The organism is Singulisphaera rosea, from assembly GCF_054877945.1.
Genome location: NZ_JBTYIP020000006.1, coordinates 199,177 through 218,660, shown reverse-complemented (window position 1 = coordinate 218,660; position 19,484 = coordinate 199,177). Strand labels below are relative to the sequence as shown.

Annotated in this window: 17 protein-coding genes; 12 read left to right on the top strand and 5 right to left on the bottom strand. The window is 67.2% G+C overall.

Going from position 1 to position 19,484, the window contains the following annotated elements:
• Positions 1-34: 34 nt before the first annotated feature.
• The 3 genes from ACYOEI_RS13825 to ACYOEI_RS13815 all read right to left on the bottom strand — a co-directional run bounded on the left by ACYOEI_RS13825 (position 35) and on the right by ACYOEI_RS13815 (position 2,706).
• Positions 35-583 (bottom strand): hypothetical protein, encoded by a 549-nt coding sequence (locus ACYOEI_RS13825; RefSeq protein WP_462850086.1) that lies wholly within the window; start codon positions 581-583, stop codon positions 35-37.
• A 108-nt stretch (positions 584-691) separates the two neighbouring features.
• On the bottom strand, positions 692-1,069 hold the full coding sequence (locus tag ACYOEI_RS13820; RefSeq protein WP_462850085.1) for a transposase: 378 nt from the start codon (positions 1,067-1,069) through the stop codon (positions 692-694).
• A gap of 410 nt (positions 1,070-1,479) precedes the next feature.
• Complete coding sequence (locus tag ACYOEI_RS13815; protein WP_462850084.1) at positions 1,480-2,706, bottom strand: DNA polymerase Y family protein; 1,227 nt, start codon at positions 2,704-2,706, stop codon at positions 1,480-1,482.
• 66 nt (positions 2,707-2,772) lie between these two features.
• Here ACYOEI_RS13815 and ACYOEI_RS13810 point away from each other — a divergent pair, with 66 nt between their 5' ends.
• The 4 genes from ACYOEI_RS13810 (at position 2,773) to ACYOEI_RS13795 (ending at position 6,976) form a co-directional block, all read left to right on the top strand.
• Positions 2,773-3,243, top strand: a complete 471-nt coding sequence (locus ACYOEI_RS13810; RefSeq protein WP_462850083.1) for a hypothetical protein — start codon at positions 2,773-2,775, stop codon at positions 3,241-3,243.
• A 61-nt stretch (positions 3,244-3,304) separates the two neighbouring features.
• Positions 3,305-3,478: a hypothetical protein gene (locus ACYOEI_RS13805; protein WP_462850082.1), complete on the top strand. Its 174-nt coding sequence runs from the start codon at positions 3,305-3,307 to the stop codon at positions 3,476-3,478.
• Positions 3,475-3,708: a hypothetical protein gene (locus tag ACYOEI_RS13800; RefSeq protein ID WP_462850081.1), complete on the top strand. Its 234-nt coding sequence runs from the start codon at positions 3,475-3,477 to the stop codon at positions 3,706-3,708. The genes ACYOEI_RS13805 and ACYOEI_RS13800 overlap by 4 nt, the downstream gene beginning before the upstream one ends.
• 736 nt (positions 3,709-4,444) lie before the next feature.
• Positions 4,445-6,976, top strand: a complete 2,532-nt coding sequence (locus ACYOEI_RS13795) for a zinc-dependent metalloprotease (protein WP_462850080.1) — start codon at positions 4,445-4,447, stop codon at positions 6,974-6,976.
• Between the two features lie 214 nt (positions 6,977-7,190).
• Here the strand turns inward: ACYOEI_RS13795 and ACYOEI_RS13790 are convergent, their stop codons facing one another.
• Both ACYOEI_RS13790 and ACYOEI_RS13785 read right to left on the bottom strand, forming a co-directional pair.
• Positions 7,191-7,370, bottom strand: coding sequence for a hypothetical protein (locus ACYOEI_RS13790; RefSeq protein ID WP_462850079.1), 180 nt, complete (start codon positions 7,368-7,370; stop codon positions 7,191-7,193).
• Entirely contained in the window at positions 7,367-7,651 is a 285-nt protein-coding gene (locus tag ACYOEI_RS13785; protein WP_462850078.1) for a hypothetical protein, read from the bottom strand. The genes ACYOEI_RS13790 and ACYOEI_RS13785 overlap by 4 nt, the downstream gene beginning before the upstream one ends.
• 464 nt (positions 7,652-8,115) lie before the next feature.
• Between ACYOEI_RS13785 and priA the strand changes: the two genes are divergently transcribed.
• The 8 genes from priA (at position 8,116) to ACYOEI_RS13745 (ending at position 19,307) form a co-directional block, all read left to right on the top strand.
• Complete coding sequence (gene priA / locus ACYOEI_RS13780; protein WP_462850077.1) at positions 8,116-10,407, top strand: replication restart helicase PriA; 2,292 nt, start codon at positions 8,116-8,118, stop codon at positions 10,405-10,407.
• Positions 10,408-10,931: 524 nt separating this feature from the next.
• Entirely contained in the window at positions 10,932-11,570 is a 639-nt protein-coding gene (locus ACYOEI_RS13775; protein ID WP_462850076.1) for a PEP-CTERM sorting domain-containing protein, read from the top strand.
• A 128-nt stretch (positions 11,571-11,698) separates the two neighbouring features.
• On the top strand, positions 11,699-12,412 hold the full coding sequence (locus ACYOEI_RS13770; protein ID WP_462850075.1) for a PEP-CTERM sorting domain-containing protein: 714 nt from the start codon (positions 11,699-11,701) through the stop codon (positions 12,410-12,412).
• 69 nt (positions 12,413-12,481) lie between these two features.
• Positions 12,482-13,075, top strand: a complete 594-nt coding sequence (locus ACYOEI_RS13765) for a PEP-CTERM sorting domain-containing protein (RefSeq protein WP_462850074.1) — start codon at positions 12,482-12,484, stop codon at positions 13,073-13,075.
• Between the two features lie 223 nt (positions 13,076-13,298).
• On the top strand, positions 13,299-13,898 hold the full coding sequence (locus ACYOEI_RS13760; protein WP_462850073.1) for a PEP-CTERM sorting domain-containing protein: 600 nt from the start codon (positions 13,299-13,301) through the stop codon (positions 13,896-13,898).
• 181 nt (positions 13,899-14,079) lie between these two features.
• A complete protein-coding gene (locus ACYOEI_RS13755; RefSeq protein ID WP_462850072.1) occupies positions 14,080-14,685 on the top strand; it encodes a PEP-CTERM sorting domain-containing protein in 606 nt (201 codons plus the stop codon).
• Between the two features lie 244 nt (positions 14,686-14,929).
• On the top strand, positions 14,930-15,595 hold the full coding sequence (locus ACYOEI_RS13750; protein WP_462850071.1) for a sigma-70 family RNA polymerase sigma factor: 666 nt from the start codon (positions 14,930-14,932) through the stop codon (positions 15,593-15,595).
• Positions 15,579-19,307 (top strand): WD40 repeat domain-containing serine/threonine protein kinase, encoded by a 3,729-nt coding sequence (locus tag ACYOEI_RS13745; RefSeq protein WP_462850070.1) that lies wholly within the window; start codon positions 15,579-15,581, stop codon positions 19,305-19,307. The genes ACYOEI_RS13750 and ACYOEI_RS13745 overlap by 17 nt, the downstream gene beginning before the upstream one ends.
• Positions 19,308-19,484: the final 177 nt, after the last annotated feature.

The window sequence follows — 19,484 nt, the reverse complement described above, 5'->3', positions numbered from 1 at the left end:
ATGAGACGGGGCGTGGTTCGGTTTCGGCCGTTCCTCAGACGGCAGGGCAGCCGTTGAGGTTCGCCACACGACCCAGACCGATACGGTCCGCGACATCCTTGAGACGCGATCGGCTCGACGCCAAGAATCGCCCGAGCAGTCGGCCCTTTCTCAGGCTCTCGAGCCGTGCATGCCAGGTCTCCGCGCTCGACCCCAATCGATCGAGGATCTCGGACACCTCGCGGGCCACCGTCGCCTTACCCTCGCGGAACAGCCGCGAGGTGTCATCGACCAGGAGCAGGTAGCTCCCCAGCGGGAAACCTTCCCGCATCCCTTCCCGGGTCGAATCCAACGGGCGACGATCCTCGACCGGGCAGAGCCAAAGCGCGCCCTCAAGGCCCGACGACGCCTCCGACCCCGCCACGCTACCGCGACGCGATGCCTCGAGGTCCTCGCACCGCTCCTGGTCCTTGATGTGGTCGACGCGCTCCTTGATCGAAGTGTGCGGGCTCGACTCGGGGACGTCGACGAGTCCGGCCGAGACCGGATTGAGGTCGATGTAGGCACAGGTCGCCAGCAGCGCCTCCTCATCGAGGATTCCCACGCTCTTGAAGCGGCCCTCGAAGAACGCCCCTCGACGTCGGTCTTAAATATTCGCAAGGCTTGAAATTGGTTATTTCAAACACTTCATGAACCAACTCAGACTTTGCAGTCATCGGCGTGCGTTCGCCACCCACTCGGCATCAGCGAGCCGTCCCTGGACCCATAGGTCGGAGACGGGCAGCGGCTTGCGGGATCGGTCGCGGGGCGGGATGAGTCGTCCCCAGCGTCGGACGACCTCCTCATCGGACCATCCCCCGGCGACGTCGGGGTCGAGGCGGACGAGGACGTGCAGGTGGTTATCCATGACCGAGAACGCGGCGACCGAGACCGCGAAGATCTCCGCAAGTTCTTTGAGCCGCTGGTCGATCCAGGTCTTCCGGTCGTGCTCGGGGTTCCCCAGGAGGAAGGCGCGTCGGACGCAGCGGGTGACGCAGTGATACCAACGAGTGACGGTCGGATCCACCAAATGAGCACGTGCCATGGTCATCGGAAGGGCCTCGGGGGGTGTTCTTCAGAAAACTGGCCACAGAGAGACCCATCGTCAAGACGTCGGTCGTCAAAGTTGCGTTGCCTGTCCTTTCCTTCTTTCCCCACCTCGATTGCCAGAGGGTTTGCTGGAGACGCCATGCAGGATCATGTCCCATTCCAAGAATAGTCTTGGCGCAATCTTAGGGCGGTTGTGCAAATTTGAGGGCGGCGAGCTTTACCTGCTCGACGGCGGTATCGCCATCCTTGTGCGGGTGTCCGTCGACCGCCTCGCCCTCGACGGAAGTCGGGAAACGCCCGCGTTTTTCGTGGGGTCAGGTAGTCGGAAAGGGTAGGGTAGTCGGCGGGCAACTGGGTCGAACCATCCAAACCGGAGCCTGGCAAGCCGGGTCCCGCCTCGATCTCTGGGCCTCAAAAGCACATCTTCCCACGCACGTCGCAGATGTCATAGCCGTTCGACGTGTCCCGGTACACGCCCACGAGCGGCAAGGTCGCCGCGCTCCGGAGCACGAACCGCCCGTGCCTCTCGTTGATCTCCCGCTTCAACCGCGCCACCGCCTCGGCCCGGTCGGAGGGAGGCTCGAACAGGCCGAGCTGACTCGACCGGCGCCGCGTCAGGTTCTCGGCGAACAGGTGCATCCGGCCGGCCTGGGCCCGCGGGATCCACGCCTTCCGCAGGCATGGCCGGGCCACGTCGAGCAACTGGTCGAACCGATCGGCCGCCGCGCCGAGCGAGGCATGGCCCTCGCCGAACCGACCATCCCGGTAGCCCACCCACACCGCCAGGCGCCCGGCCCGGAGCTCGTGGTAGTAGAGCTCCTCCACAAGCCGCTCGATGTTCCGGACCAGCCATGCATAGATGACGCACGGGTCGTCGGTCGCCTCGCCGAAGCTCCCCCCTCGGGAGAGGACCTTGTGCAAGGGGCGATCGGCGTGGATCGGGACGACCGGCTCGCCATTGAGCTCCCACCAGAGCGCCTCGCCCGTCGCGGTCAGCAGGTCCCGGACGAGCCGACGATCCGCGTTCGCCAGGTCGAGGCACGTCTTGATCCCCCATGGTAGGAGTCGCTTCTCCCGCCTCCCCGCAATCCCGGTGATCTCCGTGACGGGACGGTCCGCGAGGAGCCGCTCCTCCTCGTCCCGGTTCAAGACCGCCTTGAACCCGAACGGCTTGGCCGAGTCGCTGATGAGCTTGGCCAGCGTCCGGCTCCGCGCAATGCCGACGGTCACGGGGACGCGAAGCTCTTCCCAGATCCGATCGCGGATCCGTTTCGCGTAGGCTTCCGGGGCCTCGCCACGCGGCGACGTCGCGTCGAAGAAGAACTCGTCGATCGAGTAGTACTCGACCCGCGTCGACAGGTCCCGGACGATCTCCAGCATCCGGCGGGAGAGGACCTCGTACCATCGAAAATCCCGCTTCACGTAGAGGCCGTCCGGGCACTTCTTCAAGGCCTCCCAGATCGGCTCCCCCGTCTTCACCCCCGCCGCCTTCATCTCATACGACTTGGCGATCACGCACGCGCCCTGGTTCCCCAACACCCCCACGGGCATGTCGACGAGGTGGTGGTAGCGCACCCGCTCGGCGGACACGTAGAAGCAATCCGCATCGAGATGTCCGACCAGTTGGCCTTGTCGCATGTGCGGGAGTATAGTATTGGACGGATAGTCAGTCAAAGCCGTCCTGCCGGAGATTCCCTTCCTCCCGTGTGTCTCGGAATCGCGCTGATAGGGAGCGAGCTGCCCACGGATCTGATCGGGCGCAGCCAACTCGGGCGGCACTATGCCGAGCGCGGGAGACGCCCCGAGTATCGCTTCTACTGGAACGACCGTCGTCCGCGGCTCCCGGTCTGGCGGGACGGGCGGCTCATGTTCGTCAGGTGGGGGAACGGGCGGGGCCAGAGCCGGCGCCTCCCCCGCACGGGTTGGACGTGGCTCGAGACGATCAACCGGGGAGGTTGGCGTGGGCTCGATGCCCGGCCCGTCGACATCCCGGCGAACTACTGCGTCGAGGGACGCGGGGTCTGGTACCTCGTCGAGCAAGGGGTCCGCGGCCTCCTGGTACCCGACGAGCGGGGCATGGCAGTCGTGTACATGGTCTGCGAGCCGTCGAGCCACTACTATGGGGTCATGACCGGGAGCCCGCGCATGCCCGTGTTCATCGATCAGCGGATCTGACACGCCACGGACGACGGAGAGGCCCTATGAGCCCCTCACGTCAGACCCGGCAACGCTGGCCATGGTCCGGGCGTTGCTCGCCCATCATCGAGTCGACGGGCGGGACGATGTCGAGTCGCGGCGCCGGACGTTGGCCACGCTCAAGTCGACCCTCCCCGCCAAGGCAATCGACGAGCTCTCGCACGAGACGATCGTGGCCAGGTGGCAACGGGCGATCGAGGAGGTGGCCTCGTGACACCCAACGAGGCGCTCCTCGCCCTTGACCGCGCCGGATGGTCGATCGGCGACACTGCCATCGACGTGACGGAGGGCCGCCGCTACTGGCTCGTCTCAGGGGTAAAAGGAAAGAACCCGATCAAGGCCGACGCGGAGACGAGGGCCGAGGCGTGGTGGATCGCCGATCGGCAGGCCGAGGCCGGGGGGATGCTCGGACCTCGGCCGATGCCGGCGGAGTCGCTCTCGTGAGCGGAGCCAGGATCCAAACCGTGTGCGGCATCAATGGTGGCGGGGCTGCTCCCGGCCATCGAAGGCGTCTCGGAGGCGATCCTTGTTGAACTTGAGACGCGGCGGAGTAGCAGATGTACCGTCGGCTGGCCGCTGAATGCCGCCAGGCCTGCGTAGTTGCTCACGCCGCCGAACACGTGCCCGTATTCCGACCCTTGGCCACGCTTGCCGCGGAAGACTTGCCTACTCGCGGGGTGGTAGAGTTCCAGAAACATTGCCTTCTCCCAAGTATACGAAGAGGGGAGCCGCTCAGGTGACCCGCTCGTCACTGCGGAAGGCAGACATAACACAGGAGGTGAACGGTTCCGAGCACCTCGGCGCTATGTACGGACGGCACGCGCGGTGAGCGAGCTCCCGGCCGCGGAGTCGATGGAAAAATTCCCATGCGATTACGGTCGATAGGCCTTCAGATCAAAGCATTTGCGATCGACCGATGGCCACGGCCGGGAACTTCCCGGATCGCTCCGGTGAGGCTCGCGCCCTTCGCTGATCGAGGCGCCGGAATCGTCGGGGGACTCGCCGCGCTCGAATGGTCAAACCGCTTACTTGGTGCCAAGTGCCCAACCAGGACCCGAAAGCGTGGAGAAGTCAATGAATGGGGAGAGGCCAGGGTAAAGTGGGGCGACTGTTTGACGCTTAAGGATTGTGGCGGGCGCAATGATTTGAGCTGGGTTGAGTTGTGTTTGGGAGGTTGCCAATGCCGTCGTTCTGGGTTCGAGGCATCGCTCTCTTCTTGGCGGGGGGGATACCCGTCGTCGGTTCCGTCTTCGCGCAGCAGGAGGAGGGGAAGGAAGAAATAAAATCCGAGCGAAGCGAAGGCAAGGAGGCGAAGGGGGAGCGGACGAAGATCCGGCCCTACGATGATGTGATCACGAAGGAAGCCAAGTCGGACCCCGGCCTGTTCCTGGTCCATCGGGTTGGCGACAAGATCTTCTTCGAGATCCCCACTCCGGCGTTCGGCAAGGATATGCTCTGGGTGACGCAACTCGAGGCGACGAAGTCGGGGCACGGCTACGGCGGCAGCCCGATCGGGCATCGCGTGGTGCGCTGGGAGCAGCGGGGGGATGACGTCCTGCTCCGCGATGTGAACTATGCGATCCGGGCCGAGGCCAAGGATCCGATCCGCAACGCCGTCGAGTCGACCTCGGTGGCGGCGATCATCGAGGTCTTGCCGGTCCGGGCGTATGGCAAGGACAAGACGCCCGTCGTCGACGCGACGAACCTGTTCTCGGGCGACCTCCCCGAGTTCAGTGCCAAGCGACAGCTCGGCGCGTCGGGCGTGGACGCGAAGCGGACGTTCATCGACGTGGTGAAGTCGTTCCCCGAGAACATCGAGGCCAAGGTCCTCATGACCTACCGCCCCTCCGACGGGCCGGCGGGGGGCGGCGGAGGCCCTGGTGGCGGCCGGCGGGTCGGCGGCAGCGTCGGCGCGGTGACCGTGCGGCTGCATCATAGCATGGTCAAGCTGCCCGAATCGCTGATGCATCCCCGCCGCTATGACGACCGCGTCGGCTTCTTCACCGAAACGTTCGAAGAGTACGGCAACATCAAGAGCCACCAGGTCGAGGACGTCCAGTACATCACCCGCTGGCGGCTCGAGAAGAAGGACTCCTCCGCCGACGTCTCGGAGCCCAAGAAGCCCATCGTCTTCTACATCGGCCGCGAAGTCCCCGAGAAGTGGCGATCCTGGGTCAAGAAGGGGGTCGAGGCCTGGCAGGGCGCCTTCGAGAAGGCCGGGTTCAAGAACGCGATCCTCGCCAAGGACGCCCCCACCCCGCAGGAAGACCCCGACTGGGACGCCGAGGATGCCCGATACTCCTCGATCCGCTGGCTCCCCGCCAAGGTCGAAAACGCCATGGGACCCCACGTCCACGACCCGAGGACCGGCGAGATCCTCGAGTCCGACATCCTCATGTATCATAATGTTCTGAAGTTGGTGCGAGACTGGTACTTCGTCCAGGCCTCGCCCAACGACACCCGGGCGCAGGGCCTCCCCCTGCCCGACGACCTGATCGGCGAGCTGATCGCGTACGTGGTCTCGCACGAGGTGGGGCACACGCTCGGGTTCCCCCACAACATGAAGGCGAGCTCCTCGTACACCGTGGATCAGCTCCGCAACCCCGTGTTCACCAAGGAGAACGGGGTCGAGGCGTCGATCATGGACTACGGCCGCTTCAACTACGTCGCCCAGCCTGGAGACGGGGCCCGCCTGATCCCGATCATCGGCCCTTACGACCGGTTCGCCGTCGAGTGGGGCTACCGCGAGTTCAAGGGGGCCAAGACCTACGAGGACGAGAAGACGGAGCTCGACAAGATCGTCGCCCGCCAGCTCAAGGACGCGACGCTCCGCTTCGGCGACCCCAACCCGGCCGAGGACCCTTCGCAGCAGACCGAGGACCTCGGCTCCGACCCGATCGCGGCCACGGCCCTCGGCCTCAAGAACATCGACCGGGTCGCCGGCTTCCTCGTCAAGGCCACGACCAAGAAGGGGGAGAACTACGACCAGCTCCGCAACATGTACACCCAGCTCATCGCCCAGCGGAACCGGGAGCTCGGGCACGTGGTGCATCTCGTCGGCGGCGCCGTCGCCAATAACGTCTGGTTCGGCGACGGCGACCGGGTCTACGAGACCGTCCCCGCGGCCAAGCAACGCGAGGCGGTCAAGTTCCTGATCGAGAACGGATTCCAGGTACCGACCCCCCTGCTCGCCCCCGACATCCTCGACCGGCTCGAGGCCCACGGCGCAGCCTCGCGGATCGCCCAGGCGCAGACGAGCCTGCTCCGCTCGCTCCTCATGGATCGGCGTCTCAGCCGCATGGCCGAGCTCGCGAACCGCGATCCCAAGTCGGCCTACGCCCCGACCGAGCTCTTCGACGATCTCCACAGCGGGATCTGGGCCGAGCTCAAGGCCGAACCCAACGAGGTCGACCTCTACCGTCGCAACCTCCAGCGCGACTTCGTCACGATCCTGATCGGCACCCTCGAGTCGTCCGGGCGAAGCTCCGACGTCACCGCCCTGTCCCGGGGCGAGTTGGTGCGGACCCTCGCCGAGATCGACGCGAATCGCGAGAAGTTCAAGGACGCCGCCACCCGCCTGCACTTCGAAGACCTGCGTGCCTGGATCGGCGAAGCCCTCCAGCCCAAGGCCAAGGTCCTCCCTGCGGCCCCGTCCCGTGTCCTCCCCGGCCGCGATGACGCCGACACCAGCGAGCCCGCCGACGACTTCTGACATCCCCGGGCGGGTTCTCCTGTTTCAACCCATCGCCCGTCGTTCGACGCCCTCGCGAGAGGCGTCGAACGACGGGCGACGCCCATTCCCGGGTGGGCGAACCTCCAAAGCCACCCATCAATCAGAAAAATCCATGTATTAACATGAAAATAGTTTACACAATAATTTATTTTATTGACGTTAATTTGAGAGCGCCTGCGAGACCGCAAATCGGCTAGTCTTCCGAAGAACACTCCAGGAGGCTCTTCCGATGACGATGGACGTGCTCCCTACGATCGGGGGCGACGCCGACACGGTTGCCGGCGGCGACTTCGGCCACGGCTCGCTCGAACACCCCGCGCTTATGATCGAGGTAGAGCCCGGCAATACCCGTGTCGAGGATGAAGCGTCTCACCGGAACACATCCTCAATGCCGAACTCGCTGCGGTCGATCCCGTGCTGGTTCAATTTCCCTTCCCAGGCATCGAGGTCGGAACCGATTTCGTCCGGGATGTCGAGCGGTCGCAGGCGGTGCATGGCCGCCAGGACGCGGGCGATCTCCTCGGGCGACACCGGACCGTCCTCTCTCCCGGCCGCCTCCGGAGAGACCACGACTTCGGTTCCCTCGGGCAATGTGATTGGCTCATCCACCTCCACCCGGCCATTGCGGATGAAGCCCTTCAGCAACACACTCATGGTCTCGCTCCTTTCGCTCGGTTCACGACAGTCTACAGCCCTCGGATGCCGGAAAGAGGACGGAGCCTCCGACAACCCTGGCGCATTCCTGTGGTTGCGGACGGTACGGTGGGTGGCAAGACGCTGAGCCAGTGGCTACTGAAGCAACCTGCGCACGCCTACGACCGATGCCCATGCGATGGCGGACCACGTCTCGCCGGATGTTCCCATTATCGGACCGAGGTCGCGCATGGGCCACGAACCTATCTCGACGTGGTATCCAGCGGCCCAAACCAGAACTTGTGCGACGATCAGGTCGGGATCGTCCTCCACGTTTCTGACGCCCCGGCCGGGCTTCAAGCAAGTGCGACAGAGAGAAAACCCCGGTCAAGCTGCGCCGGATGCCGCCTAATTCGCATGGACAGGCGCACAGAAATCAGGTGAACTGGGTTGGTTGAGGTTCGACGAAATGGTGGGGGCCCACGATGAGCCTTGTCGACGGCAAACGCCAGGCCGACTGGTTCGCCGAAGAGGCGGAGGCCGGGGCGGATGGCCTGTTCGCGGGCATCGTGTTCAACCGGCCGATCGACCAGGTCTTCACGTACCGGATCCCCGACCGGCTCCGTGAGCAGGTCTGCGCCGGGCAGCGGGTGCGCGTCCCGCTGGGGAGGGGCAACACGCCGGCGGTCGGTTACTGCGTCCGGATCGAGACGCAGGGCCCCGAGGGGGTCGACCCGGGGCGGGTCAAGGAGGTCCTCGAGGTCCTCGACGACCCGCCGCTCATCGACGCGGCGATGCTCGAGTTGACGCGGTGGATGGCGGGTTACTATGCCTGCTCCTGGGGCCAGGCGCTCGACGCTGTGGTGCCCGCCGGGGTCAAGAAGCAGGCGGGAACGAGGATCGGGACGTTTTTGACGGTCCCCGAAGACATCCGCCAGACATACGAGACCTTGAGCCTCCCCCCCAAGCAGGCGGAGGCCCTGGCGATCCTTTGCCGGTCGGACGAGCCGCTGACAGCCTCCGACCTCGGCCGCCTGGCCAAGTGCGCCGAGGGGCCGATCACGGCCTTGCGTCGGCGAGGCCTCGTGAGCACGGTCAAGCATCGCGTCCACCAGAAGGCGGATGACGACGGGCCGGGACACGACGACGACTCGTCCAAGCCCAGGCCTGCCCTGACCGCCGAGCAAGAGGCGGTCATGGCCCGCCTCACCCCGGCGCTCGAGGGGGACGCCTTCGCCACGTTCCTGATCCACGGGGTGACGGGAAGCGGCAAAACCGAGGTCTACCTCAGCGCCATCGAGCGTGTGGTCGCCCGAGGCCGCGAGGCGATCGTCCTCGTCCCCGAGATCAGCCTCACACCCCAGACGATCCGGCGGTTTCGGAGCCGTTTTTCCAAGGTGGCCGTGCTGCACAGCCACCTGAGCGACGCCGAACGACACCGGCACTGGCGGCGGATCGCCTCGGGCGAAGTCGAGGTCGTCGTCGGCGCCCGGTCCGCCGTCTTCGCGCCGGCTCGCCGGCTCGGCCTCATCGTCATCGACGAGGAGCACGAGAGTACATTCAAGCAGGAGACGACCCCGCGCTACCATGCGCGTGACGTCGCCGTGAAGCGGGCGCAGCTCGAGCGGCTGCCGATCCTGCTCGGCTCGGCCACTCCTGCCATGGAGACCTGGCGGAACGCCGAGCTCGGACGTTATGTCCGGTTGCCGATGACCGAGCGCGTCGGGTCCAGGCCGATGCCAGAGGTCGAGTTGATCAACCTCCGCCACGAACGGCTCCCCCTCGGCGGCCTCAGCGAGCCGCTCCGCCAGGCGATGATCGCCGCCCTGGCCGACAAGGGGCAGGTGCTCCTCCTCCTGAACCGCCGAGGATTCCACACCTTCGTCATCTGCCCCAACCCGCGCTGCAACCAGGTCTTGAAGTGCGACGCGTGCGACGTGGCACTCACCTACCATAAGGAGCGTCGGCTCCTGATCTGCCACACCTGCGACGCCGAGCGAGCCAGGCCCCCATCCTGCCCGCATTGCCGGGCCGCCAACCTCCATTACGGGGGAATCGGAACCGAGAGGCTCGAGCGCGAGGTCAACACGGCATTTCCGGACGTCGCCACGCGCCGAATGGACTCCGACACGATGCGTACGCCGGGGAGCCATGAACAGGTGCTCTCCGCATTCCGGGCGGGCGAGATCCAGATCCTGCTCGGGACCCAGATGATCGCCAAGGGGCTCGACTTTCCCAACGTCACGCTCGTCGGGGTCGTCAACGCCGACACGGCCTTGCACATGCCGGATTTCCGCGCCTCGGAGCGGACCTTCCAGCTCGTCGCGCAGGTGGCAGGGAGGACGGGCCGAGGCGACCGGCCTGGCCGGGTGCTGGTCCAGACGTTCGAGCCCGAGCATCCCGCGATCGCGTGCGCGTCGAAACACGACTACGAGGGGTTCGTGGCGGGCGAGCTTCCCCACCGCCTTGCATCGGGGATGCCGCCGTTCGGGCGTTTGGTCCGGCTGATCGCGCGGGGGCCCGAGGAGCCCTCGGTCCGCAATTACCTGGACGCCCTCACCGGCGCACTCCGGGCCTCGGCACCGCCCGGGATCTCGATCCTCGGCCCGGCCCCGGCTCCGGTCGCGAAGATTCGCAATCTATTCCGCCACCATCTTCGGCTGCGTTGCGACACGCCGCGCCCGCTCCAGGTGCTTTTGCAGGACGTGGTCGCGACGGTCCCGACTCCTTCGGGGGTCGAGTTAGGGATCGACGTCGATCCCGTCAACCTGCTGTAAGCGCCCGCCGGTCGCCCTCTTAGGTTCTCACGATAGATTTTCAATATCGACGAATCTGTTGGCCATCGGCAATTCGTCGGCGAACCTTTGACCTTTTTTTCAGATTTCCGGTTTACACCGGGAGGGGTTTGGAGTAATTTTCGGCCTGTTGGTTCTTGCTCCGAGGTTTCGGCAACGAAGCCCAAGGATGCATCGGCATGACCAGGCACGGAGGCCAGGTATGAACACACCTCTTGAATCCATCTCCCTCGAACCCCCCATGTCGTTGCTCTCTGGGTTCGGTCACGGTTTGGACCGTGACTGTTGAGCTCGATCGCCGCACGCCATGTGTTCGAGCGATCGCGAACGGATCACGGCCCAGGTTGGGTCGTCCGGCTTGATCGACTCGACCCTGGTAGGGTGGTCGAAGAACCTCGGAGATTGGCCGCGCTCCAAAGGCTGGAGCGGGCCGTCGAGCGATGTTGGCCCGGTTCTGGCGTCGGCGAAGTCGCTCGAAACGCGACACTCAATTCAGGAGGATAGAGATGCGCAAGTCACATCAGTGGGCCGGGCTGAAGGGTTTGGTCTTGGCCCTGGGTTTGGTCGCCTCGACCGCTGGGAGCGGTCTTGCCGACACGATCATCAACTATGACACGTCCGGATCGATCGACTCCTCGGGCGTCAGCGGCCCGGGTGTGATCAGCTTCAACTCGGTGATGAACGGCTCGTTCAACTCGCCCTCATCGTTGAGCCTGGGCGACTTCCAGGTGGCCGCGCTCCCCTCGGGGCAGTCGACGACCTACACGAACACCCCGTTCCACATCACGTTGCTGGTCAACACCGTCAACGGTGCCGCCCCCACCCCGAACGAGACCCCGATCCAGGTGACCGGCGTGCTCAACGGCACGGTCACCGGCGGCGACCAGTCGGACGTGGTGGCCAAGTTCGACCCGATCACCACCCCGAACTTCCGGACTGGTGATTACTTGAACACGATCGGAATCCTTGACAACCCGCTGTCGCTGGTGCCCAACACCACGAACCACGGCCAGACCTCGGCCCAGGCGCACCTGGACACGGTCCTCGCCCCGCCGATCCCCGAGCCGACCTCGATCGCGATGTTCCTGACGACCCTGGCGGGCTTCGGTGTGCGTCATCGCCTCCGCAGCCGCCGGGCCGCCTGAGCGGCCTGACGAGGAATGCTCCCCGGTGAGTACGGATCGCAGCCCCTCGACGACGAGGGGCTTTTCCCCCCCCAAACCGGACTCATGCGACCTGGCTGAGCCCTGACCCCGACCCCGCGAGCCGCACGATGGATCGCCGACCCGCACCGAACTGGACTCGGATCTTCGCACTCATCCTCGCCTTCGCCGCGCCGGGATTCCGGGGCGCCGAGGCGAATACGATCACATATTCCACCCAGGGCAACGTCTGGCCCTGGTCCGGGGACGGCATCGCGACCCCCGGCATCGTCGGCACCAGCGTCATCCGCTTCGACGGGATCACGGACGGGACGGCGCAGGCCCCCGGCGTGTTTTCGCTCGGCAATTTCAAGCTCGCCCCGCTCGCCGATGGGGTGAGCACCACCTACCAAGACACTGCGTTCACGGTCGAGTTGACGACCAACCTGGGAGGGAATGTCGCGGCTTCGCCGACGATCACCCCCTACAGTCGTCTCCTGATCGAGGGCGTGCTCAACGGCACGGTGACGGGCGGTGGTCAGTCGGACGTGGTCGCCACGATCCGATCGATCTCGCCCGACATGCTCTCGGCGGCCGTCGTGGGCCAACCCGTGCCGGTGCTGGACCTGCCGTTTCCCCTGTCCTCCCTGAGCGTCGTCGGGCCGGTCGCCCTGGCCGCTTCGTCGGCGGGAGGCTCCACCCCGTTGTTGGCGCGAATCACGCCCGTACCTGAGCCCTCGACCCTCGCCTTCTCGGCGTCGGCGTTGGCCGGGTTCGCCTGGATCCGGCGACTCCGCGCGAGGCGGCCGGGCAGGGCGGTCGTTGAGCGGCCGCCCCTCGCCTAGGCGAGGGCGATCGCATCGTCTGTTGCCGACCCAACTTTGTTCAACCCTCGGAGACTGAGGAGCACAGCCTTGAGACTGACACGACTTCACACCTTGATTCTGGCACTGACCTTCGGATGGCTCGCCCAGGCGGCCGACGCGGCCCCGATCACCGAGCCGATCGACTACACGACCACCGGGAACGTCGGAGGCGCCGACGGCGGGCCGATCTCCTTCACCGGCACCTACGGCACGTTCCTCACCCCGGGGACGTTCAACCTCGGTCAGCTCGAGACGCCGGTCCTGCCCGATTCGGCCAGCCTCACCTACAACGGCACCCCGTTCACCATCGACGTGACGTTCACGAGCGGCTCCTCGGTCTCGACCATCGAGATCTCCGGCCTGCTCAACGGCACGCTCACCGGCAACCTCTCGTCGACGCTCTACGCGACCGTCTCGTCGATCGCCCTGGCGCCCGGGAGCGACCCGCTGCCGTTCCCGCTCTCGACGCTGAGTGTGCTCGGCCCGCAGCTCGTCGCCCCCCGGGGAATCCTCGGCGGCGTCACCGACCTGTACGCGTACACGTCGTACAGCCCGGTCCCCGAGCCGACCACCCTCGCCTTGTTCGGCTCGGTGCTGCTGGGCTTTGGCGTGCGGCGCTATCGCCGCCAGGTCCTCGCCTGACGGAGACCCGCCGCCGACCCGGACGGCCGAGAGCCCCGCGCCCCAAGGCGCGGGGCGCATCGCTGCGCCCAGGGCGTGCGCGCCCGGGCCCCCCCCCCCCCCGAGGCGCGGGGGGCTTGCCGCTTGTCCCGGCCGAGGGTCCAGGCCCTCGAATCCTTCTCTCACCAACTTCGGGATCGATCCCTGCCGACTTCTCGGATCTCATTGTAAAAGGAGCGACGGAGTGCGACCGAGACTTCACATCCTGGTGCTCGCCCTGACCATCGGCGGCTTCGCCTCGACGGCCGGCGCGGCCCCGATCACGGAACCGATCTCCTACACGTCGACGGGAAGCATCGACGGTTCCAATAGCGGCACCATCAGCTTCTCGGGGGAGTCGAGCATCTTCCTCGCCCCCGGTACGTTCATCCTCGGCCAGTTCCACATCACGGGGCTCGACCCCTCGGTGACCCAGTCGTACAGCAACACTCCGTTCACGATCGACGTCACGTTCGACAACGCGCTCAATCCCAGCGGGGGTACGCTCCCGGTCGTCGAGATCAGCGGCGTCCTGAGCGGCTCGGTCACCGGGAACCTGTCGTCCGACGTGATCGCCACGTTCACGTCGATCCAGCAGACGGGCTTCGGCGGCCCCTTGCCGTTCCCGCTCGCGAGCCTGGCCGTGGGTGCCCCCCAGGCGCTCTCGCCCGCCGGGATCAACGGCGGCAACACGATGGTCGTCGCGTCCGTGAACGCGGTCCCCGAGCCGACCACCCTCGCCCTCTTCGGCGCCGTGATCGCCGGGGCCGGCCTGCGCCGTTGGCGCCGGCCGTCCTCGCGCTGACGGATATCGGCCGCGGCCTATCCCGCGAGCCTCGCCCCGACGCACCATCGTCGTGGGCCCCCGCTGATCCAATCGCCGGCGTCTCGGGAGGATCCCCGGACGCCGTCGACGCGTCCGCCGGGACCACCCCGGAGAGTCTGTCTGCCGGAGAGATTGACACCCAGGAGTAGGAGCGAAAGGAATGATAGCGAGTCGACTCCGTTTCATCACCTTGGCGATCATGACCGCCCTCATCGGCTGGCTCGGCCCGTCGGCCAAGGCCGACCCGATCCAGTATCAGTACTGGACGGTTGGAAGCGTCGACGGGAACAACAACGGTCCCGTCGCCTTGTGGGGGATCGACCCCCCCTTCAATCCCCCCGGTGCCTTCCAGGTCGGCAACTTCCACGTGCCGAACATGACCTCGACCGGGCCCCTGACCTTCACCAATACCCCCTTCGTCCTTGATATCTTTTTCTCGACCGGAGAGACGAGCGCCCCGGCCTCCGAGGTGGAGGTAAAAGGTGTCATCAACGGCACGCTGACGAGCAACACCGAGTCGACCTTGGAGGCGACCTTCACGTCGATCGATCAGGTCGGGAGCAACCCGCTGCCGTTCCCGCTACCGACCCTGAGCATGATCGGGCCGGTCCACATCAATGCGCTTTCCCAGGCGAGGCCGGACGGGACCACCCCCGTCTTCGCCTACAGCACCTTCGTCCCCGTCCCCGAGCCGACGACGCTCGCACTCTTCGGGACCGTCTTCTTGGCCTTGGGTGCCCGCCGCTGGCGACGCGCCCGCGTCTGACGAAACGTTGCTTCCTGGGCCGATCACCGCGGTCCTCGACCGCGTCGACGCCCCGCGTTCCCGCGCGGGGCGTCCCCTTGCGCGACGGGTCGCGGAGGGCCCGTCGTCATGAGGATCTGACCGTTCGGAGGCTCGTTCTGAAAAAACGATGCTTGCCACGACACGATTCGGGGCCGATCATGGGGAAGAGTGGACCGGGACGAGTCCGTCCGACGCCTATTTCGAGAGAGGAAAGCGAGGGCCGATGGGCGCGGGTCCGTTGGAATTAATGGCCAAGGCCCGTGCGGGGGAGGCCGACGCGCTTGGGGAACTTTGCGCGCTGTACCGCAACTACCTCCGCATGGTCGTCCGGACCGGACTGGGGCCTCGACTCCGCGAACGAGTCGAGCTCTCGGACGTCGTCCAGGAAGCTCTCGTCGAAGTCGTCCGCCAGTTTCCCCAATTCACCGGCCAGAACGAAGCCGCCCTGGTGGGCTGGCTCCGTCGGTTGGTCGGGCAGAAATTGGCGGACCTGGCGCGGTACCACAATCGGGCCAAACGGTCGGCGGGGGGCCCGGACGTGCCGCTCGACGCCCCCTGGGGGCTGGAGGCGGGGGCGGATCCGGAACGGGGGGGCGGTCGGCTGCTCGACATGCTCGCGCTCGACCAGACGAGCCCGAGCGAGGCGGCCAGCCGTCGCGAGCTCACCGTCCTGCTGGCCGATGCGCTCGCCATCCTGGCGGGCCCCGAGGCGGAAGTGCTCTGGCTTTATCACGCGGAAGGCCTCTCGTTCGAGGCGATCGGCGATCGCCTCGGAGTGAGCCGCAAGTCGGTACGGGGGGTCTGGGCGCGGGGGCTCAAGAGCCTGAAACGGTCGCTGGACGGCCCCCCTGGGGGGTCGCTGAGGTATACCGATGGTCCGCCGATTTGAGACCGATCCGATCGACCGCGACGAACGCCTCGGCGAGGCCATCGAGGCGTACCTCGCCCTCGCCGAAGGGGGCGAGCCGCCCGACCCCGAGGTCTTCGCCGCGCGTTACCCCGAGCTGAACGACGACCTCCGCGCCGCACTCGAGGGCCTCGCCCTGGTCCGGGGCCTGGTCGGCGACGGCGGAGGGCCGGGGCATCGGCTCGAGTCCGGCCGGCGGATCGCCGGCTATCGGATCGTCCGCGAGCTCGGCCGGGGAGGCATGGGGACCGTCTACGAGGCCGTCCACGTCGGGCTCGACCGACCGGTCGCCTTGAAGGTCCTCGGCACCCACGCGACCCCCGACTCGACGGGTCGACGACGGTTCCTCAACGAGGCCCGGACCGCCGCCGGGCTCCACCACACCCACATCGTCCCCGTCTTCGACGTCGGCCAGGTCGGCGGTCTCTGCTACTACGCGATGCAGCGCATCGAGGGGAGCGGCCTCGACCTCGTCCTCCGCCACCTCCGTCGCGACCGCTCGGTCGCCGCCGGTACGAGCCACGGCTCGAACACCCCCGCGCCCGGCAACTCGGGATGGCTCGGCTGGACCCCCCGCCTCTTCGGCACCACCATCGAGCCCGCGCCGGTCCAAAGATCCGTCGACGAGACCGCCACCTGGTTCGGCCAGAGCCGGAGCGAAGGCTCCTCGCCGGGCAACCCGGTGGTCGGTCGAGAACGCGACGACGAGCCCCCGCCGTTCAACCCGCCCCGAGGCTCGGCCTACTACCGCTGGGTCGCCGAGGTCGGTCGCGAGGCGGCCGAGGCCCTCGCCCACGCCCATCGCCGCGGGGTCGTCCATCGCGACGTCAAGCCCTCCAACCTCCTGGTCGACGCCCGAGGGGTCGTCTGGGTCGCCGACTTCGGCCTCGCCAGGCGCCTCGCGGACCCGGGCCTCACGCAGCACGACAGCCTCCTGGGCACCCCCCGCTACATGAGCCCCGAGCAGGCCAAGGTCGGACCCATCGACGGCCGGACCGACGTGTACAGTCTCGGAGCGACCCTCTACGAACTCCTGACCCTCCGCCCGCCGTTCCAGGGGCAGACCGCCGCCGAGCTCATCGCCCAGATCGGCGGCCGAGAGCCCGCCCCGCTCCACCAGTTCGACTCGAGAATCCCCCGCGACCTCGAGACGATCGTCCTGAAAGCCCTGGCGAAGCGCCCGGCCGACCGCTATGCCACGGCAGGCGACATGGCCGAGGACCTCGAACGGTTCCTCCACCACGAGCCCGTCCGCGCACGCCGGATCAGCCCCATCGGGCGAGCCTGGCGGTTCACCCGCCGGCATCCCGGGGCCTCGGCCGTCTCCGCCGTGGCGGCGGCCACGGTCCTCATCGTCGCGACGGCCGCGTTCGTCAGCATCGTTCAGGAACGCGACCAGACCAACGCCGCGATCATGAACCAGCTCTGGCGCGAGTCGACCGTGGTTCGGCTCTCGAACGTCCCGAACCGACGCGCCATCGGACTGAACCGACTCAAAGAGGCCGCGGGTCGCGGCCCCGAGCCGAGCCTGCGGACCAAGCTCCGCGACGAGGCCGTCGAGTTCCTCGTGCTCCGCGACATCAAGGCCAGCGCCGAGTTCTCCACCGGCTCCGCCCGCGGCCTCGTCTTCGGCGCCGACGGGACACGCCTGGGGGTGCTCACCGAGGGCGAAGGCGCGGAATTCAACCTCTGGGACGTCACCAAACGCACCCGCCTCGCGCACCACAGCCTCGTGAACACCAGGTCCGCCTCGTCCTCTCCGGGCTCCGCCCCGGGCGCGAACCGCCCCCGAGGGCAAATCCACAGCGGGATCGCGTCCGCAGGCCCCTACATCACGGTCGTCCGTGCCGATGGCCAAGGGCTCCGGCTCTTCGACGCGACCACCGGAGCCCTGCTCCGCGACCTCGAGATGCCCGACCGGCACGTCCTCTCTTTCCTCGCCGCACCCGACGGCCAGCGGCTCGTGACGATCGAAGGTGTGCTCGAACCGCCTGCTACCGCCACGGCTGACGCCAAGACGCCCCGGCCTCGCGAACGCGACGGTGGTCGGCGCACGTACCGCGCGTTCGAGGTCTGCCTCTATTCCTTCGAGCAGGTCGCCAAACCGATCGCGAAGCTCGCGAGTTGGGAGACAGGGACACCCGGCCGCGAGTTCAGCTTCCCCATCGTATCCATCTCGCCCGACGGCAAGACCGTGGCCACCGCCCGGTATAACGACACCTCCGTCTCGATCTGGTCGGCCGACGACGGCCGGGCGCTCGACCCGATCCCGATCGAGGCGCAGACCGAGCTCACCGCCCTCGCCCTGGGGCCGCATGGGCTACTCGCCGTCGCCGGGAGCGGCACGATCCGTCTCTGGGAGATCAATTCGGGGACGCCCCTCCCCGGCTTCAACCCCTACCAGAGCTACGTCCGGTTCCTCCGCTTCAACCCCCGAGGGAGCCTCCTGGCCGTGGCGGGGACCGGCTCCGACATCGAGCTCTGGGACCCGGCGACGAACAGCGTGGTTGCCGTCCTCCCCACCCCCGACCGCGTCGAGGACCTGGCCTTCGCGCCCGACGGCCGGACCCTGGCCGCCGCGGGTCGCGGCTCGACGACGTCGCTCTGGAACGTGGTCGACCCCATCGGCCGGGTCCAGATCAGCCGCTTTGAATCACCCGTAAGCGCCCTGGCGTTCCGCAACGACAGCCTCCTGGCGATGGGATCGCTGAGCGGCGGCGTCTACTTCTGGCGGCCCGGCCAGTGCGCGGGGGCCACCCAGCGTGTCTGCTCGGGCGAAGGGACGGGGACCAGCACCAACCCGGGCACGCCCGCGAAGCGGCTCGATGGCCTCAAGCCGACCGCCCTGTCCTTCGACAACGAAGAGCGGCTGATCACCGTCGACCCCGAGACACTCGGCCGTTCCACGCCCGGCGGTACGAAGAACGCCGAGCCCATCCGGACGCCGCTTCCCGAACTCCGGAACGGTGGCTGGTCCCGAGGCCCCGCGCCCCTCGCCCGGACGCTGGGCGGGCGGACGATGTTTATCGGCCGAGGGTCCAAGATCTTCGTCTGGCACTCGGACGACCCCGACCAGTTGCAAACCCTCGCCCTGCCCTTCCCGACCGAGCCTACGGACGCCGATCGGCGTAAAGGGGACACGAAGAACCGACGGCGGAGCGGTGAACTGGTCTCCTGGCGACAGCTCGCCGCGAACCAGGCCGGCGATCGCCTCTACTTGATCAGCGTCGCGGGCGACGTCCACGCCCTGGCCCTCGAAGGACCGCGTGGGCATTACCTGGACTGGCAGCTACCAGGCTCCGCGACGTCCTTGACCGTCTCGCCCAACGGCGACACCCTGGCGATCGGCGACCACCAAGGCAATGTCACGCTCATCGACACGGCGAACGGCGCCACCCGCTCCCGGCTGAGCCTCCCCTCGGGCGAGACCGGGGGCCAGATCCAGGCCCTCGCCTTCACCCCCGACGGACAGGAGCTCGCCGTCGGGACGAACCAGGGACACGTCGAGATCTGGTCGCTCGCCGACACCACCACCCCCCTGCTCCGCCTCCCCAGCCATCGCGGCTTCATCACCGCCCTCGCCTACGGCCCCACCGGCCGCTACCTCGCCACCGGCGGTAGCGACAAGATGGTCGCCGTCTGGGACCTCGACCGCATCCGCACCGAGCTCGGACGGATCGGACTCGCGTGGTAAGCCACGAGTTCAGTACGAAGGGCCGGCTCGAAATCGAGCCTTGGGTTTGACGGGCTCCAAGGTCGGTCCGGGTGACGAGGAGTGTTCGAAGAACGGTTGCCAAAATGTAGGTCAATTGCCACAATCCCCGGCGAGGTTCGGGCGTGCAACCGGGCAAATCATCGAACAGGCGAAGGC

Excerpts from the sequence above, each read along its gene's own strand:
- ACYOEI_RS13745 (WP_462850070.1), top strand. The coding sequence starts at position 15,579 with ATGGTCCGCCGATTTGAGACCGATCCGATCGACCGCGACGAACGCCTC.
- priA (WP_462850077.1), top strand. The coding sequence starts at position 8,116 with ATGAGCCTTGTCGACGGCAAACGCCAGGCCGACTGGTTCGCCGAAGAG.
- ACYOEI_RS13795 (WP_462850080.1), top strand. The coding sequence starts at position 4,445 with ATGCCGTCGTTCTGGGTTCGAGGCATCGCTCTCTTCTTGGCGGGGGGG.
- ACYOEI_RS13815 (WP_462850084.1), bottom strand. The coding sequence starts at position 2,706 with ATGCGACAAGGCCAACTGGTCGGACATCTCGATGCGGATTGCTTCTAC.
- ACYOEI_RS13750 (WP_462850071.1), top strand. The coding sequence starts at position 14,930 with ATGGGCGCGGGTCCGTTGGAATTAATGGCCAAGGCCCGTGCGGGGGAG.
- ACYOEI_RS13775 (WP_462850076.1), top strand. The coding sequence starts at position 10,932 with ATGCGCAAGTCACATCAGTGGGCCGGGCTGAAGGGTTTGGTCTTGGCC.
- ACYOEI_RS13805 (WP_462850082.1), top strand. The coding sequence starts at position 3,305 with ATGGTCCGGGCGTTGCTCGCCCATCATCGAGTCGACGGGCGGGACGAT.
- ACYOEI_RS13785 (WP_462850078.1), bottom strand. The coding sequence starts at position 7,651 with ATGAGTGTGTTGCTGAAGGGCTTCATCCGCAATGGCCGGGTGGAGGTG.
- ACYOEI_RS13820 (WP_462850085.1), bottom strand. The coding sequence starts at position 1,069 with ATGACCATGGCACGTGCTCATTTGGTGGATCCGACCGTCACTCGTTGG.
- ACYOEI_RS13770 (WP_462850075.1), top strand. The coding sequence starts at position 11,699 with ATGGATCGCCGACCCGCACCGAACTGGACTCGGATCTTCGCACTCATC.
- ACYOEI_RS13755 (WP_462850072.1), top strand. The coding sequence starts at position 14,080 with ATGATAGCGAGTCGACTCCGTTTCATCACCTTGGCGATCATGACCGCC.